This window comes from Rhizobacter sp. P5_C2, assembly GCF_054049715.1.
This window is the reverse complement of sequence record NZ_JBFULV010000024.1, coordinates 1-15,337: the sequence shown is the minus strand read 5'-3', so window position 1 is coordinate 15,337 and position 15,337 is coordinate 1. Positions and strand designations below refer to the sequence as shown.

The following is a 15,337-nucleotide window of genomic DNA, read 5'->3' as shown; positions in this document are numbered from 1 at the left end:
CCGGATGCCAATCCGGGACTCGTCGTCAGAACAGGAAATACCGCTGCGCCATCGGCAGCACGGTGGCCGGCTCGCAGGTCAGCAGCACGCCATCCGCACGCACCTCGTAGGTCTGCGGATCGACCTCGATCTTCGGCGTGAAGCCGTTGTGCACCATGTCGGCCTTGCTGATCTTGCGGGTGTTGCTGACCGCCACCGCGCGCTTCTTCAGGCCGAGCTTCTCCGGCACGCCGGCATCCAGCCCGGCCTTCGAGACGAAGGTGACGCTGGTGTCGTGCATCGCGCCGGCATACGAGCCGAACATAGGCCGGTAGTGCACCGGCTGCGGCGTCGGGATCGACGCGTTCGGGTCGCCCATCGCGGCGGCCGCGATGAAGCCGCCTTTCAAAATCAACGACGGCTTCACGCCGAAGAAGGCCGGCTTCCACAGCACCAGGTCGGCCAGCTTGCCGATCTCGACCGAGCCGACTTCGTGCGAGATGCCCTGCGTGATCGCCGGGTTGATCGTGTACTTCGCGATGTAGCGCTTGACGCGGAAGTTGTCGTGCCGCGCGCTGTCTTCGGCCAGCGTGCCGCGCTGCGCCTTCATCTTGTGGGCCGTCTGCCAGGTGCGGATGATCACCTCGCCGACGCGGCCCATCGCCTGGCTGTCCGACGACATCATCGAGAACACGCCGACGTCGTGCAGGATGTCCTCGGCCGCGATGGTCTCGCGGCGGATGCGGCTCTCGGCGAAGGCCAGGTCTTCGGCGATCGACGCGTCGAGGTGGTGGCACACCATCAGCATGTCGAGGTGCTCGTCGATGGTGTTCACCGTGTACGGCATCGTCGGGTTGGTCGACGATGGCAGCACGTTCGGCAGCCCGGCCGCCTTGATGATGTCGGGCGCATGCCCGCCGCCCGCGCCTTCGGTGTGGAAGGTCGCGATGGTGCGGCCCTTGAACGCGTCGATCGTGCTCTCGACGAAGCCCGATTCGTTCAGCGTGTCGGTGTGGATCGTGACCTGCACGTCGTGCCGGTCGGCCACGCTCAGGCAGTTGTCGATCGCCGCCGGCGTGGTGCCCCAGTCTTCGTGCAGCTTCAGTCCATAGGCTCCTGCCTCGATCTGCTCGTCGAGCGGGCCGGGCAGGCTGGCGTTGCCCTTGCCTTGGAAGCCCAGGTTCATCGGAAACGCCTCGGCCGCCTTCAGCATCTGGTGGATGTACCACGGCCCGGGCGTGCAGGTGGTCGCGAAGGTGCCGGTGGCCGGGCCGGTGCCGCCGCCGAGCATCGTCGTGACGCCGCTCATCAGCGCCTCCTCGATCTGCTGCGGGCAGATGAAGTGGATGTGCGAGTCGATGCCGCCGGCGGTGACGATGCTGCCTTCGCCGGCAATGATCTCGGTGCCGGGGCCGATCACGATGTCGATGCCGGGCTGCACGTCGGGGTTGCCGGCCTTGCCGATGCCGCTGATGCGGCCGGCCTTCAGGCCGATGTCGGCCTTCACGATGCCCCAGTGGTCGATGATCAGCGCGTTGGTGATCACCGTGTCGGCCACGTCCTTCGACAGGCGCTGGCCCTGGCCCATGCCGTCGCGGATGGTCTTGCCACCGCCGAACTTCACCTCTTCGCCGTAGCCGCCGGCGAGCAGCGTGTAGTCCTTCTCGACCTCGACGATGAGCCCGGTGTCGGCCAGGCGGACGCGGTCACCGGCGGTCGGGCCGAACATCTCGGCATAGGCGCGGCGGTTGATGGTGGCCATCAGAGCGCTCCCTGCACTTCGCCGCGGAAGCCGTAGACCTTTCGGTCGCCGGCGTAGTCGACCAGCTCGACCGTGCGCTGCTGCCCCGGCTCGAAGCGCACCGCGGTGCCCGACGCGATGTTCAGCCGCATGCCGCGCGCGGCCGCGCGGTCGAAGCGCAGCGCTGGGTTGGTCTCGGCGAAGTGGTAGTGCGAGCCGACCTGCACCGGCCGGTCGCCGCTGTTCTCGATCACCAGCGTGATCGTGCGGCGGCCGACGTTGATCTCGATGTCGGGGCCGTCGGTGAGCAGTTCGCCTGGAATCATCGCCGGCCCCTTCAGTTGACCAGCAATGCGATGCCGAACAGCGCGACCGCGGTGCCGGCCACGCGCGGCAGCCAGGCAGCGCGCGTGCGCAGCAACAGCCCGATGCCGATGCCGGCGCCATGCAGCAGCGCGGTCGCGGCCACCATGCCGATCAGCGCGAAGGCCGCCGTCGGCCCGGCCAGTTCGGCGCCGTGAGCCAGGCCGTGGAACAGCGCGAAGCCCGCCGCGAGCAACACCCCGGCCGCGGCCGGCAGGCGCGCGTTGGTCGCGAGCAGCAGGCCCAGCACCAGCAGCGACGCGGCAATCATCGGCTCCACCGCCGGCAGCGTGGCGCCCGCGAGGCCCAGCAGCGCGCCGACCGGCAGCGTGCCGGCGAAGGCCAGCGRCGCGATCCACGCGCGCCGCGCCGTCATCGCGCTCCAGATGCCCAGCGCGACCATCGCGGCCAGGTGGTCGAGCCCGGTGAACGGGTGGGCGAAGCCGGCGGCGAGTGCGCCGGCGGCATCGTAAGCATCATGATGGAGACCGGCATCGCTGCCGGTGTGCGCCATCGCGAAGGCCGGCAGCGCCAACAGCAGGCCGGTGGCGAGCCGGCGGGAACGCATCGTCTGAGTCATGGGGATCCCGTTCATGCAATGGGTTGGTGCACGGTCACCAACTTGGTGCCGTCCGGGAAGGTCGCCTCGACCTGGATCTCGGGGATCAGCTCGGCCACGCCGTCCATCACGTCGGCGCGGGTCAGCACCGTCTTGCCTTCGCTCATCAGCGCCGCGACCGTCTTGCCGTCGCGCGCGCCCTCCATGATGGCCGCGCTGATCAGCGCGACCGACTCGGGGTAGTTGAGCTTCAGTCCCCGCGCCTTGCGGCGCTCGGCCAGCAGCGAGGCCGTGAAGATCAGCAGCTTGTCTTTCTCACGCGGCGTCAGTTCCATGGTGGTGCGGGAAGCAGAAGGTGTGCCACATCTTAGGGCGCCTGGTCGCCGCAATGGCACGGGGCTTGCGCTCCACCCCGCATGAAGCCTGCCAACTCCCTCGACGGCACCGTGACGGTCGGCCCGGCCATCGTGCCGGTCGAGGGCGCCGGCGACGAGCGCGCGGTGCAGCGCGTCGTGAAGGTCCGGCGCGACTACAACAGCTGGGTCGCGCGCGAGACGATGGAAGACTACGCGCTGCGCTTCACGCCGCACAGTTTTCGCAAGTGGTCCGAGCTGCGCGTGGCCAACACCGCGTTCGGCGCCGCCTCGTTCCTGGTGCTCGAGGCGGTGGGCGCGACGCTGCTGGTGCAGTACGGCTTCCTGAACGCGTTCTGGGCGATCCTGGCGACCGGGCTGATCATCTTCCTGGCCGGCCTGCCGATCAGCATCTACGCGGCGCGGCACGGGCTCGACATGGACCTGCTGACGCGCGGTGCCGGCTTCGGCTACATCGGCTCGACCATCACCTCGCTGATCTACGCGAGCTTCACCTTCATCTTCTTCGCGCTCGAGGCGGCCATCATGGCCTACGCGCTCGAGCTCGCGTTCGACGTGCCGCCGGCCTGGGGCTACCTGATCTGCGCGCTGGTGGTGATCCCGCTGGTCACGCACGGCGTCACCGCGATCAGCCGGCTGCAGGTCTGGACGCAGCCGCTGTGGCTGGTGCTGCTGGTCGTGCCCTACGTCTACGTGCTGCGCCAGAACCCGGGCGTGCTCGACGGCCTGGTGCACTACGCCGGCGCCGAGGGTCGCGGCGCGGAGTTCAACCTCGGCCTGTTCGGCGCCGCGATGACGGTCGGCATCGCGCTGATCACGCAGATGGGCGAGCAGGTCGACTACCTGCGCTTCATGCCCGAGCGCACCGCGGCCAACCGCAAGCGCTGGTGGCTCGGCGTGCTGATCGGCGGGCCGGGCTGGGTGGTGCCGGGCGTGCTCAAGATGCTGGGCGGCGCGCTGCTCGCGTACCTCGCGATCAGCCATTCGGTGCCGGTGGACCGCGCGGTCGATCCCAATCAGATGTACCTCGCGGCCTACGAGTACGTGTTCCCGCACCCGGCGTGGGCGGTGGCGGCGACGGCGCTGCTGGTGGTGGTCTCGCAGCTGAAGATCAACGTGACCAACGCGTACGCCGGCTCGCTCGCGTGGTCGAACTTCTTCGCGCGGCTCACGCACAGCCACCCGGGGCGCGTCGTGTGGGTGGTGTTCAACACGATGATCGCGCTGATGCTGATGGAGCTCGACGTGTTCCGCGCGCTCGGCGAGGTGCTGGGGCTGTTCTCCAACATCGCGATCTCGTGGATCATGGCCGTGGTGGCCGACCTGGTGGTCAACAAGCCGCTCGGGCTCTCGCCGCCGGGCATCGAGTTCAAGCGCGCGCACCTGTACGACGTGAACCCGGTGGGCGTCGGCGCGATGGGCGCGGCCTCGGTGCTGTCGATCGCGGCCTACCTGGGCGTGTTCGGGCCGATGGCGCAGGCGTTCTCGGCGCTGATCGCGCTGGCCACCGCGTTCATCGCCTCGCCCGCCATCGCGTCGGCCACCAAGGGCCGCTTCTACATCGCACGGCGCAGTCCGCCGGGCCTGTTCACCCGCCTGCAGCAGTGCGTGATCTGCGAGCGCGAGTACGAGGCCGACGACCTGGCCCATTGCCCCGCCTACCTCGGCGCGATCTGCTCGCTGTGCTGCTCGCTCGACGCGCGCTGCGACGACCTGTGCAAGCCCGAGGCCAAGCTGTCGGCGCAGTGGTCGGCGGCGCTGCGCGCGCTGTTGCCGCGCCGGGCCTGGCCGTACATCGACACCGGCCTCGGCCACTACGTGCTGTTGATGGCGGTGGTGGTGCCGCTGCTGGCGGGGCTGTTCGGGCTGCTGTACCACCAGGAGCTGCGGCTGCTCGGCGATCCCGGCGCGGCGCTTGCGCCGGCGCTGCGGCTGGGCTTCATCAAGGCCTTCGCGGCGCTGCTGCTGGTGAGCGGCATCGTGGCCTGGTGGCTGGTGCTGACGCACAAGAGCCGCCAGGTGGCGCAGGAGGAATCGAACCGCCAGACGCAGGCGGTGCACGAGCAGACGCAGGCGCTGCGGCGCGAAATCGATTCGCACCGGCGCACCGACCTGCAGCTGCAGCAGGCCAAGCGCAGCGCCGAGCTCGCGAACCAGGCCAAGAGCCGCTACATCACGACGGTGAGCCACGAGCTGCGCACGCCGCTGAACAGCATCCTCGGCTACGCGCAATTGCTCGATGAAGACGCGTCGATCCCGCCGCACCGCCAGCAGGCGATCAGCGTGATCCGGCGCGGCGGCGAGCACCTGCTGTCGCTGATCGAGGGCACGCTCGACATCGCCCGCATCGAAGGCGGCAAGCTGCGGCTCGAATCGCAGCCGATGCACCTGCGCGACGGCGTGGAGCAGATCGTGCGCATGTTCGAGCTGCAGGCGGCCGGCAAGGGCATCGCGTTCAGCCACGAGCTGTCGCAGGCCTTGCCCGAGGTGGTGCGCAGCGACGAGAAGCGACTGCGCCAGATCCTGATCAACGTGCTGGGCAATGCCGTCAAGTTCACGCAGATCGGGCAGGTGGTGTTCCGCGCAACTTACGCGCGCGAGATGGCCACCTTCGAGATCGAGGACACCGGCCCCGGCATCGCGCCCGAAGAGATCGAGCATGTGTTCGAGCCGTTCGCGCGCGGCAGCGACGCCGGTGCGATGGCCAGCGGCGGCACCGGCCTGGGCCTGACGATCAGCAAGATGCTGGTCGACCTGATGGGCGGCGAGATGACGGTGCACAGCACGCCGCAGGTGGGCACGCTGTTCCGCATCCGGTTGTTCCTGCCGGCCGCGCGCGACGCGGTGGCGGTGCCGGCGCCGCGCATCGCGCGCACCGGCTACCAGGGCCCGCGGCGCCGCGTGCTGGTGGTCGACAACGAGGAGGTCGACCGCGCACTGCTGGTCAGCGTGCTGGAGCCGCTGGGCTTCGAGATCCACCAGGCCGCCTCCGGCGACGAGTGCCTGCGCCTGCTGCGCAGCGTCACGCCCGACGCCATCCTGATGGACCTCGCGATGCATGGCATCGACGGCTGGGCCACCATCCGCGCGATCCGCGCCCAGGGCCTGAGCCCTGCGCCGGTGGCCATCGTCTCGGGCAATGCCTTCGACAAGGACCTGGACAACGACGTCGGCATCACGCCGGCCGATTTCGTGCTGAAGCCGGTGCGCGTGCATGAGCTGCTCGACTGGCTGGGCGCGCGCCTCGGCCTGCAGTGGGTGGAGGCCCCGCCGATGTCGGCAAGCGTCGCGGCAGCGCCCGCATCGACCGCACCGGCAGACTGGGTGCTGCCCGATGCCGATGCGCTGCGCGCGCTCGATGAGCTGGTCCGCCTGGGCTACTTCCGCGGCATCGTCCAGAAGCTCGACCGGATCGAGGCCGAGCAGCCTGCCTGTGCCGGATTCGCGGGCCATGTGCGCGAGCTGGTGCGCAAGTTCCAGTTGGAGGCGGTGAGCCGCATCCTCGAGAAGGCCTTGCACGGGTCGGTCGCTGCAGGCACGCGGCCCTGATCGCGCATCAGATCGCACGGCGATGTCGATCACAGGCTGCCGCGATGACAGTGTTTGACAATTCGGGCGTAATTCCTCCATAGATGTTGCGCAGAGTTGCCTCTTGTTTCGCCGAGTAGCGAATTGAGGCAGGTCATGCGCAGAACCCCGGGTCGTCAGAACACAGGCTTCACGCTCATCGAGGTGATGATCGTCGCCGCGATCATCGCGATACTCGCCGGCGTGGCGCTGCCGTCGTATGTCGACTACCTCCGGCGCGGTCGCATTCCCGATGCCACCGCGACCTTGTCCACGCTGCAGGTCAAGATGGAACAGTGGTTCCAGGACAACCGCAGCTACTACACCAGCGCGAGCGTCAAGACCTGCGGCGTCACCGCGAGCGCGTCGAGCCATTTCAGCTTCAGCTGCACCGCGTCGTCCGACACCGCCTACATCTGGACGGCCATCGGCACCGGGGCCATGGCGGGCTTCAGCTACACCGTCAACCAGGACGGCAAGCAGACCTCGGCGGTCAGCGGCGTGTCCGGCTGGTCGTCGCCGACGGGCAGTTGCTGGGTCACGAAGAAGGGCGGGGTGTGCTGATGGCCGCCCGGCAGTGCGCCACCGCCCGGGGCATGACCCTGGTCGAGCTGATGGTGAGCCTGGCGGTGTTCGCGCTGCTGATGCTGCTGTGCGTGCCGTCCTTCGGCGACTGGCTGCGCAATGAACGCGTACGCAGCACCGCCGAGTCGCTCCAGAACGGGCTGCAGTCGGCTCGCGCCGAGGCCGTGCGGCGCAACGCGGTGGTGCGCTTCCAGCTGGTCGACACGCTGGCCGACAGCTGCCAGATCACGGCGAGCGGCCCGCACTGGGCGATCAACCTCGGCGCCGCGCAGACCCCGGCCGGCGCCTGTGCGTCGGCGCTCGGCACCGGCGCCGCACCCAACCTGCTGCGCGTGAGCCCGGTGGTGGCCGGCGACGCGGCGGCCACGCTCTCGGCCACGCGCTCGGTGGTCGCCTTCGACGGGCTCGGCCGGCAGACCTCGACAAGCTCCCCCGCGTCCGGCGCGGCCCTGCTCAGCATCGCGGTCGGCGCGAGCGGCCAGAGCTGCGCACCGGCCGGCCCGACGCGCTGCCTGAAGGTGGTCGTCAGCCCGGCCGGCGAGGTGCGCATGTGCGATCCGGCGCGCAGCGCCGGCAACACCGCGGCCGACGCGATGAGCTGCCCGAGCAACGCATGAACCACTGCATGAATCTCCGTCGTCCACCGTCGCGCCGCGGCGCCCGCGGCTTCTCGCTGATCGAGGTGCTGTGCGCCTTGCTGATCTTCGCCATCGGCGTGCTGGGCCTGGTGAAGCTGCAGGCGGTGTCGGTGCAGCAGGCGTCCGGCGCCCGCTACCGCGCCATTGCGGCGGCGCAGGCCGCGTCGCTGATCGGCCGGCTGTGGACCACCGACCGCGCCGCCGCCACGCTGCAGGCGCAGTTCGGCAGTGCGGCCGGCGGTGCCGGCTACACCAGCTGGCGTGCGTCGGTCGAGGCCTCGGGCCTGCCGAACGTCGCGGGCAAGGCGCCCACCGTGAGCTTCACGACCGTGCCCGGCGGCAGCGCGGCGACCGCCAGCAGCCTGGCCACCGTCACCGTCTTCTGGAAAGCCCCCGGCGACAGCGGCTACCACAGCCATGTCGTGCTGGCGCAGGTGAAATAGATGAGCCGATACACGCCTCCCAATGCCCGGCGCCATGCAGGCGCACGCGGCTTCAGCCTCGTCGAGCTGATGGTCGCGCTGTTGATCGGCATGGTGGGCGTGGTGCTGGTGATGCGCCTGTTCGCGTCGGCCGAAAGCGACAAGCGCACCACGACCGGCGGCAACGATGCTCAGGTGGCGGGTGGCCTCGCGCTGTACGAGCTGCAGCGCGAGATCGCCCAGTCCGGCCACGGCATCGCCAACTTCTCGATCCTCGGCTGCGGCCTGTCGTACACCACCAGCAGGGACACCGCGGCAGTCACGCTCGATGCGCTCGCGCCGGTGGTGGTCAACCCGCGAACCGCGCTGGTGCCCGCCGGCGACATCGGCACCGACACGCTGCTGCTCGTCACCGGCGCCTCGGCGGGGCCGTCCGAAGGCGATGCCACCATCGCGGCGTCGATCGCCGGGCGCTACGACGTCAGCACCGCCGGCATGTTCGGCGTCGGCAACCGCGTGGTGGCGGCCGCGGCGACCCGGCCGAGCCCGTGTGCGCTGACGCTGGATGCCGTCAGCGCGATCAGCGGATCGGCGCTGACGGTCTCGCCCGGCAGTGCCGGCCTGCCGATCGGCAGCAGCGTGTTCGACCTGGGGGCGTCGCCCCGCGTGCGGGCCTATGCGGTGCGCCAGGGCAGCCTGACCCTGTGCGATTACCTGGCCTGGGACTGCGGCAAGGCCAGCTACACCGGCAACCCGGATGTGTGGGTGCCGCTGGCCGGCAACATCGTCGGCCTGCGCGCGCAGTACGGCCGCGACACCTCGGGCGTGGCGGCCTCGGCGATGAGTGGGGTCGTCGACACCTGGGACCAGACCACACCGGGCGGCACCTCGGACACCAGCAGCCTGCCGCTGGTGTGCCGCTGGGCCCGCGTGGTCGCGCTGCGGCTGGCGGTGGTGGCGCGCAGCCCCGCTTACGACAAGAACACCGTCACGTCGGCGGCTCCGGCGTGGGACGGCTCGACGGCCAACACCAGCCTGTCGGCCGCGTTCACCACCGTCACGCCGGTCGCGCTGCCGATCGACCTGAGCGCCAACACCGACTGGACGCACTACCGCCACCGGGTGCTGCAGGCCACTGTGCCGCTGCGCAACCTGATCTGGCAGGGCTCGCAGCTGACGTACCAAGGAGGGTCCGGCGGATGCTGAGCCTGCGATGCAATCCGAAAGACCGGCAGCAGGGCGTGATCCTGGTGCTGGTGCTGATCGTGCTGGTGGCGCTGACGCTGGCCGCGGTGGCGCTGAGCCGATCCACTGCAACGGCCAACGGCATCGCCGGCAACCTCGGCTTCAAGCAATCGGCCACCAGCTCGGGCGATCAGGGCCTGGAGGCCGCGGTGGCCTGGCTCGAGAACAACACCGGCCAGGCAAGTTCTTCCAGCGCCAGCACCTGCGCGAGCGGCAGCACGGTGCTGGCCTGTGACCAGGCCGCGCGCGGCTACCTGGCGACGCGGCAGGACCCGGGCACCGTACAGGACTGGCCGGACCTGTGGGCCGCGCTGGTCAGTGCCGGCGCGCAGCCGGGCCAGCCCAACGGCGGTGCGGCGGACGCGGCGGGCAACACCGTGGCGTACCTGATCCAGCGCATGTGCAGCGCCGCCGGCGACCCGGCCAACGGCACCTGCTCGGCGCTGCCCGATGCCGCCGGCTGCGGCAGCGGCATGGGCCTGGGCAGCAATGGCGGCAGCGGCAATCTGAATTGCAAGAGCCAGGTCTATTACCGCATCACGGTGCAGGTGAGCGGGCCGCGCAACACGACGGCCTGGGTGCAGGCCATGGTGGCCTTGTGACGCGGGAGCACGGCATGAACCAAGGAATGACGATGGACGCACGCCCATGGATCGCGGTATTGGCCTGTTGCTGCGCGTGCTTGCCGATGCCGGCGATCGCGGATGCGACCGATCTGGCGACATCGCCGGTGGCGACGACTTCGCTGGTGAAGCCGAACCTGATGTTCATTCTGGACAATTCCAGCAGCATGGAAGACACGACCATGCCGGATTGGGCCGATTCAAGCCTGTCGCAACTTCGAAGAAACAGCCGCTTCAACAGCGTGTTCTACGATCCCGGCGTCCGCTATGTCGTGCCGCCGAAAGGCGATGGAAGCTACTACCTGTCGATGAACGCCGCGAACACGGCAACGTGGACCAACGTTCCATTGGACGCATATCAACAACTGACGACGGGGACCGCGAATCTGAAGACCAGTCCCCCGGTCTACTACACGTTCACGGTGGGCGAATACTGCAACTCGCCGGCATTGATTTCTTGCAAGAGTCAATCTGCGGCCACCACGGCTTATCCATATCCTGCTTACGTTCGGTGGTGTTCGGATTCGAATTTGACGAACTGTCAGGTTGTCTACGCTGCCGGCAGTCTCGGCGATGGCAAGACGTATACAAGTTCTCGAACCCCAGGCGCCACGTCATCGGTGCCCGGCAGCAACAATGCCACGACGGTGCAGAGCAGTACGACAAGCTACACCAAGGCGGGCGCACGGCTCGATTGCGCCGGTGCGACATGCACCTACGAGGAGGAGATGACCAACTATGCGAATTGGCATGCCTATTACCGGACCCGCATCCAGATGGCCAAGACGGCCATCTTGCTGACGTTCGCCGACCTGGATGACAGCGTGCGTGTGGGCTACATGACGATCAACGATGTCACCGGCCGCACAGACTTCCTGAATGTGGCTGACTTCGATTCGGCCACGAAACAGACCTTGTATGCGGCGATTGCTGACGCCAAAACGGCAACATCGACGCCGCTGAGAACGGCGCTGTCCACAACCGGACAGTATTTCGCCGGCAAGCTCACCACCGTGTGGAATGAGACGGCGAAAGATCCAATGCAGTACGCCTGTCAACGCAATTACGCGATCCTGCAAACAGACGGATATTGGAATGATTCGACAACACCGAAGCGGGTCGATGGCAGCACGGCTGTGGGCGATCAGGACGGCAGCCTGCCGAGCCCGTACGGGGACGCGAACAAGGTGATCAATACATTGGCTGACGTGGCGCAGTACTACTACGCCACCGACCTGCGTTCGGATGCCTTGGGCAATGCGAAGAACCCCCAGGGCATTGACGTCGCCAGCAACGCCTACGCCAATCAGCGTCAGAACCTGGTGACTTACACCATCGGCCTGGGCGCGTCAGGCTACATGCAATTCCAGTCGAATTACGCGTCGGCCGGCAGCGGCGACTATTACGACATCGTCAACGGGACGCCGGCCAGTGCAGCCTTGCAGGCCACCGGCATCTGCCGCTGGCAGTCGAGCGGCCTCTGCACCTGGCCCAAACCCGTCAAGGACACCGCAACCGCGATCGACGACCTCTGGCATGCCGCGATCAACGGCCGCGGCGGCTACTACAGCGCCACCAACGTCGGTGAACTGAAGGACGGCCTGAGCACCGCATTGCAAAGCATCGTGTCATCAGGCTCCAGCGCGGCGGCGCCGACCTCGGGCAATGTCAACCTGTCCGCGGCGAGTTCCAACTACGTCTTCAGCACCGGCTTCTGCTCGTCGAAGTGGTTCGGCGAGCTGGCGCGCTACACCGTCAACGCCACGACCGGCGCGCGCGCCGCGACGCCCGACTGGTCGCAGTCCGGGGCCGGCAACGATTGCATCGAATCCTCCGGCACCGGCCTGAAGACCACACCGCTGCTCGACAAGCTCTCCGCCGGCGCCCGCACTCTCTACACCTGGAAAGCTGCCGGCGGCAGCGGCACGCGCATCCCGTTCGAGTGGTCGTCGCTCAGCAGCACGCAACAGGGCTACTTCAAGGTGGCGGCCATCGGCAGCCTGTCGCAGCTGTGCAGTGTGGGCAGTGCCTGCCTCGCGAGCACCGCGCAGGTGGACAGCGCCAGTGCCGGCGCCGTCGGCGCAGGCGGAGCCAACCTCGTGGCCTACCTGCGCGGCGAGCGCGGCAACGAAGGCATCGGCAACACCGCGTACTACTTCCCGCGCACCCACGTGCTGGGCGACACCGTCGATGCGCAGCCGGTGTACGTCGGTCCGCCGAGCCAGTCGTATGCCGACACCGGCTACGCGGCCTACAAGAGCAGCCAGGCGAGTCGGCAGGCGATGGTCTACCTCGGCGCCAACGACGGCATGCTGCATGCCTTCCGGGCCGACACCGGCGCCGAATCGTGGGCCTACATCCCGTCGCTGCTGTTGCCCAGGCTGTATCAGCTGGCCGACAAGAAATACGCGACCCGGCACCGCTTCTTCGTCAACGGCGCCACCACCGCGGCCGACATCCACGACGGCTCGGCCTGGCGCACCATCCTCGTCGGCGGGCTGGGCGCCGGCGGTCGCGGCTTCTACGCGCTGGACGTCAGCGATCCGGCCTCGCCGCAGGTGCTGTGGGAGTTCACGCACGACACCAGCCTGGACGCTGCCTACGTGCGCGATGCCGACCTCGGGTATTCGTACGGCACGCCGATCGTGACCAAGCTGTCCGACGGCACCTGGGTGGTGTTGCTGAGCTCCGGCTACAACAACATCTCGCCCGGCAGCGGCCGCGGGGTGATGTGGGTGCTGAACGCGAAGACCGGCGCCGTCATCCAGAAGCTGGACACCGGCATCGGCTCGACGACCGGCGGCAGCGTGCCGGCCGGCTGCACGGCCGCACCATGCCCGAGCGGCCTGGCGCGGCTGAGCGCCTGGAGCGACAGCGCCGGCAACAATGTCGCGACCTATGTGTACGGCGGCGACCTGTTCGGCAACCTGTGGCGCTTCGACCTGCGCACGCTCACCAAGTCGGGCGGCAGCGCCGGCGTGCAGCTGATGGCGACGCTGGCCGATGCCGCCGGCGTGCGCCAGCCCGTCACGACCCGGCCCGAACTGGGGCTGGTCGGCGGCACGCGCGTGATCTATGTGGGCACCGGCTCGTACCTGGGCCTGACCGATGTGTCGTCGACGCAGACGCAGACGCTCTATGCGTTGAAGGACACGCTGACCACCGCCGCCGGCAGCAGTGGCCTGTACGGCAGCCCGCGCGCGAGCGCCTGCACGACCAGCAAGGTCACGCAATGCTTCATGCCGCGCACGCTGACCGACAGCGGCGGCGCGCGCAGTGTCAGCAGCCCGCTCGGCTATGCGCTCAGCTTCGACAGCATGGATGGCTGGTACGAGGACCTGCCGAATGCCGGCGAGCGCATCGACACCAACCCGACGCTGCAGCTGGGCACGCTGGTCTATGTGTCAGACCTGCCGACCAAGGACGCGGGCTGCAAGACCGGCGGCAGCAGCTACCTGAACTACATCGACTACGCCACCGGGCTCAAGGTCAGCACCGGCACTGAGGCCGGCGTGCTGCTCAACAGCGAGGCGGTGTCCAGCACGGCCAGTCTGGCGATCACGACCACCGGCCAGGTGGTGGCGTCGATCAACAGCTCGGACGGCAGTTCGTCGGTGAAGAACGTGCCCACGGCGGGGCCGGACAAGGGGACGCGCCGGCTGACCTGGCGGGAGCTGTCGATCGGGCAGTGAAATTCCGGCCGGCCCGTGGGGCCGGCGTCGGCTACGCTTGGCGCTCCTGCACCGCGCGGTGCGCATCCTTCCCGCCATGCCGGCCATGACCGAGAGACTTCCAGACCGCAGCCTGAGCGATGTCGTGCTCATCGTCGACGATGTGCCCGACAACCTCTCGCTGCTGCATGACGCGCTCGACGAGGCGGGCTACACCGTGCTGGTGGCGGTCAACGGCGAGAGCGCGCTGCAGCGTGCGATCCAGGCCGATCCCGACATCGTGCTGCTCGATGCGGTGATGCCCGGCATGGACGGCTTCGAGGTGGCGCGCCGGCTGAAGGCGCAGCCCGGCACTTCGCACATTCCGATCATCTTCATGACCGGCCTGACCGAGACCGAGCACGTGGTGGCCGCCTTCCAGGCCGGCGGCATCGACTACGTCACCAAGCCGATCCGCCCGCAGGAGGTGCTGGCGCGCATGGTGGTGCACATGCAGAGTGCGCGGCAGGCGAGGCAGGCCCGCAATGCGCTCGATGCCTTCGGCCACGCGACGATGGCGATCCACGTGACCGAACGGATCGAGAACAGCCGCGCGGTGTGGCAGACGGCGCTTGCACGCGAGCTGATGCAGCGCTACTTCGAGGCGCCGCCGGCGCACGTGCCGGCCGAGCTGGCGGTGTGGCTGCAGGCGCAGTCGCAACTGGCGGCCGAGGGCCGCGAGCCGACGTCGCTGTCGGTGGTGCGCGGCGAGCGGCAGCTGGTGTTCTCGCTGCAGCAGCGCACCAGTGATGACGACTGGCTGATCGTGATGCGCGAGGTGTCGGACGCGGCGGCGGTGGATGCGGTGCTGCAGGCCTTCAAGCTGACGCTGCGCGAGGCCGAGGTGCTGTACTGGGTTGCGAAGGGCAAGACCAACCGCGACATCGGCGACATCCTCGGCAGCAGCCCGGCGACGGTGAAGAAGCACCTGGAGCACGTGTTCGAGAAGCTCGGCGTCGAGACGCGGAATGCGGCTGCTTCTCTGGCAATTCAGAAAGTGAGGGCGCTTGCGCCCTGGCATGGCGGGTGATTTTTCTGCGTTGCTTCTGCGGCGGCGCGGCGGGTGAGGGTATGGGCTGGCGGCTCATGCCGGGGCGGTCGGCCCGGGGGCCGACTCCACTGCGAAGATCGGCTTTGGGGATGCATCGGCAAACTCCCTCCACTCACTTCGTTCGTTGTGGTCAAACAGTGCCGATGAGTCAGTCCACGAAGCGCGCTGGCGCGCGCCATCCCCAAAGCCGATCTTCTCCGTCGCCCCAGAAATCGCCCCCAGCCCATCCCCTCACCCGCCGCGCAGAACCAGCCGCTCTTGTTGAGGGGAAAAGACTGAAGTGACCGACGAGCGTGCGGGCGTTGGCGTGCTCGTCGGTCACTTCAGTCTTTTCCCCCCCAAACACAGCGCGGCGGTTCCGCAAAGGCGCGGGTGGGCAGGGTGTGGAGCGCCAATCAGGGCGGGGCGCCGGAGCTGGCTGGATTCATGGCCCGCGTGCGCAGCACGCTTCGTGAACTGACTGTCGCCGACTGTTTGACC

At 68.6% G+C, this 15,337-nt stretch carries 12 protein-coding genes; 8 read left to right on the top strand and 4 right to left on the bottom strand.

Annotated features, from left to right (window positions below; translation table 11 throughout):
- Window positions 1–25 precede the first annotated feature (25 nt).
- Genes ureC through ureA form a run of 4 tightly spaced genes read right to left on the bottom strand, consistent with a single transcriptional unit; the run spans window position 26 to window position 2,977 of the window.
- Window positions 26–1,741, bottom strand: a complete 1,716-nt coding sequence (gene ureC / locus ACXJLU_RS11160; RefSeq protein WP_457330809.1) for an urease subunit alpha — start codon at window positions 1,739–1,741, stop codon at window positions 26–28.
- Window positions 1,741–2,046, bottom strand: a complete 306-nt coding sequence (locus ACXJLU_RS11155; RefSeq protein ID WP_457330807.1) for an urease subunit beta — start codon at window positions 2,044–2,046, stop codon at window positions 1,741–1,743. The genes ureC and ACXJLU_RS11155 overlap by 1 nt, the downstream gene beginning before the upstream one ends.
- Before the next feature lie 11 nt (window positions 2,047–2,057).
- Window positions 2,058–2,651 (bottom strand): HupE/UreJ family protein, encoded by a 594-nt coding sequence (locus tag ACXJLU_RS11150; RefSeq protein WP_457330805.1) that lies wholly within the window; start codon window positions 2,649–2,651, stop codon window positions 2,058–2,060.
- A gap of 23 nt (window positions 2,652–2,674) precedes the next feature.
- Window positions 2,675–2,977, bottom strand: a complete 303-nt coding sequence (gene ureA, locus ACXJLU_RS11145) for an urease subunit gamma (RefSeq protein WP_056815720.1) — start codon at window positions 2,975–2,977, stop codon at window positions 2,675–2,677.
- A gap of 81 nt (window positions 2,978–3,058) precedes the next feature.
- Here ureA and ACXJLU_RS11140 point away from each other — a divergent pair, with 81 nt between their 5' ends.
- The 8 genes from ACXJLU_RS11140 (at window position 3,059) to ACXJLU_RS11105 (ending at window position 14,836) form a co-directional block, all read left to right on the top strand.
- Window positions 3,059–6,565, top strand: a complete 3,507-nt coding sequence (locus ACXJLU_RS11140) for a hybrid sensor histidine kinase/response regulator (RefSeq protein ID WP_457330802.1) — start codon at window positions 3,059–3,061, stop codon at window positions 6,563–6,565.
- A gap of 135 nt (window positions 6,566–6,700) precedes the next feature.
- Entirely contained in the window at window positions 6,701–7,147 is a 447-nt protein-coding gene (locus ACXJLU_RS11135) for a type IV pilin protein (protein ID WP_457330800.1), read from the top strand.
- On the top strand, window positions 7,147–7,785 hold the full coding sequence (locus ACXJLU_RS11130; protein ID WP_457330798.1) for a GspH/FimT family pseudopilin: 639 nt from the start codon (window positions 7,147–7,149) through the stop codon (window positions 7,783–7,785). Before ACXJLU_RS11135 ends, ACXJLU_RS11130 begins: the two co-directional genes overlap by 1 nt.
- 8 nt (window positions 7,786–7,793) lie before the next feature.
- A complete protein-coding gene (locus ACXJLU_RS11125) occupies window positions 7,794–8,249 on the top strand; it encodes a type IV pilus modification PilV family protein (RefSeq protein WP_457330796.1) in 456 nt (151 codons plus the stop codon).
- The gene (locus ACXJLU_RS11120) at window positions 8,250–9,434 is read left to right on the top strand and encodes a PilW family protein (protein ID WP_457330794.1); all 1,185 of its coding nucleotides are present in this window, start codon (window positions 8,250–8,252) and stop codon (window positions 9,432–9,434) included.
- A complete protein-coding gene (locus ACXJLU_RS11115; RefSeq protein WP_457330792.1) occupies window positions 9,428–10,075 on the top strand; it encodes a pilus assembly PilX family protein in 648 nt (215 codons plus the stop codon). The genes ACXJLU_RS11120 and ACXJLU_RS11115 overlap by 7 nt, the downstream gene beginning before the upstream one ends.
- Window positions 9,985–13,788: a pilus assembly protein gene (locus ACXJLU_RS11110; RefSeq protein ID WP_457330790.1), complete on the top strand. Its 3,804-nt coding sequence runs from the start codon at window positions 9,985–9,987 to the stop codon at window positions 13,786–13,788. The genes ACXJLU_RS11115 and ACXJLU_RS11110 overlap by 91 nt, the downstream gene beginning before the upstream one ends.
- A gap of 76 nt (window positions 13,789–13,864) precedes the next feature.
- Window positions 13,865–14,836 (top strand): response regulator transcription factor, encoded by a 972-nt coding sequence (locus ACXJLU_RS11105; protein WP_457330787.1) that lies wholly within the window; start codon window positions 13,865–13,867, stop codon window positions 14,834–14,836.
- The last annotated feature ends 501 nt before the right edge of the window (window positions 14,837–15,337 follow it).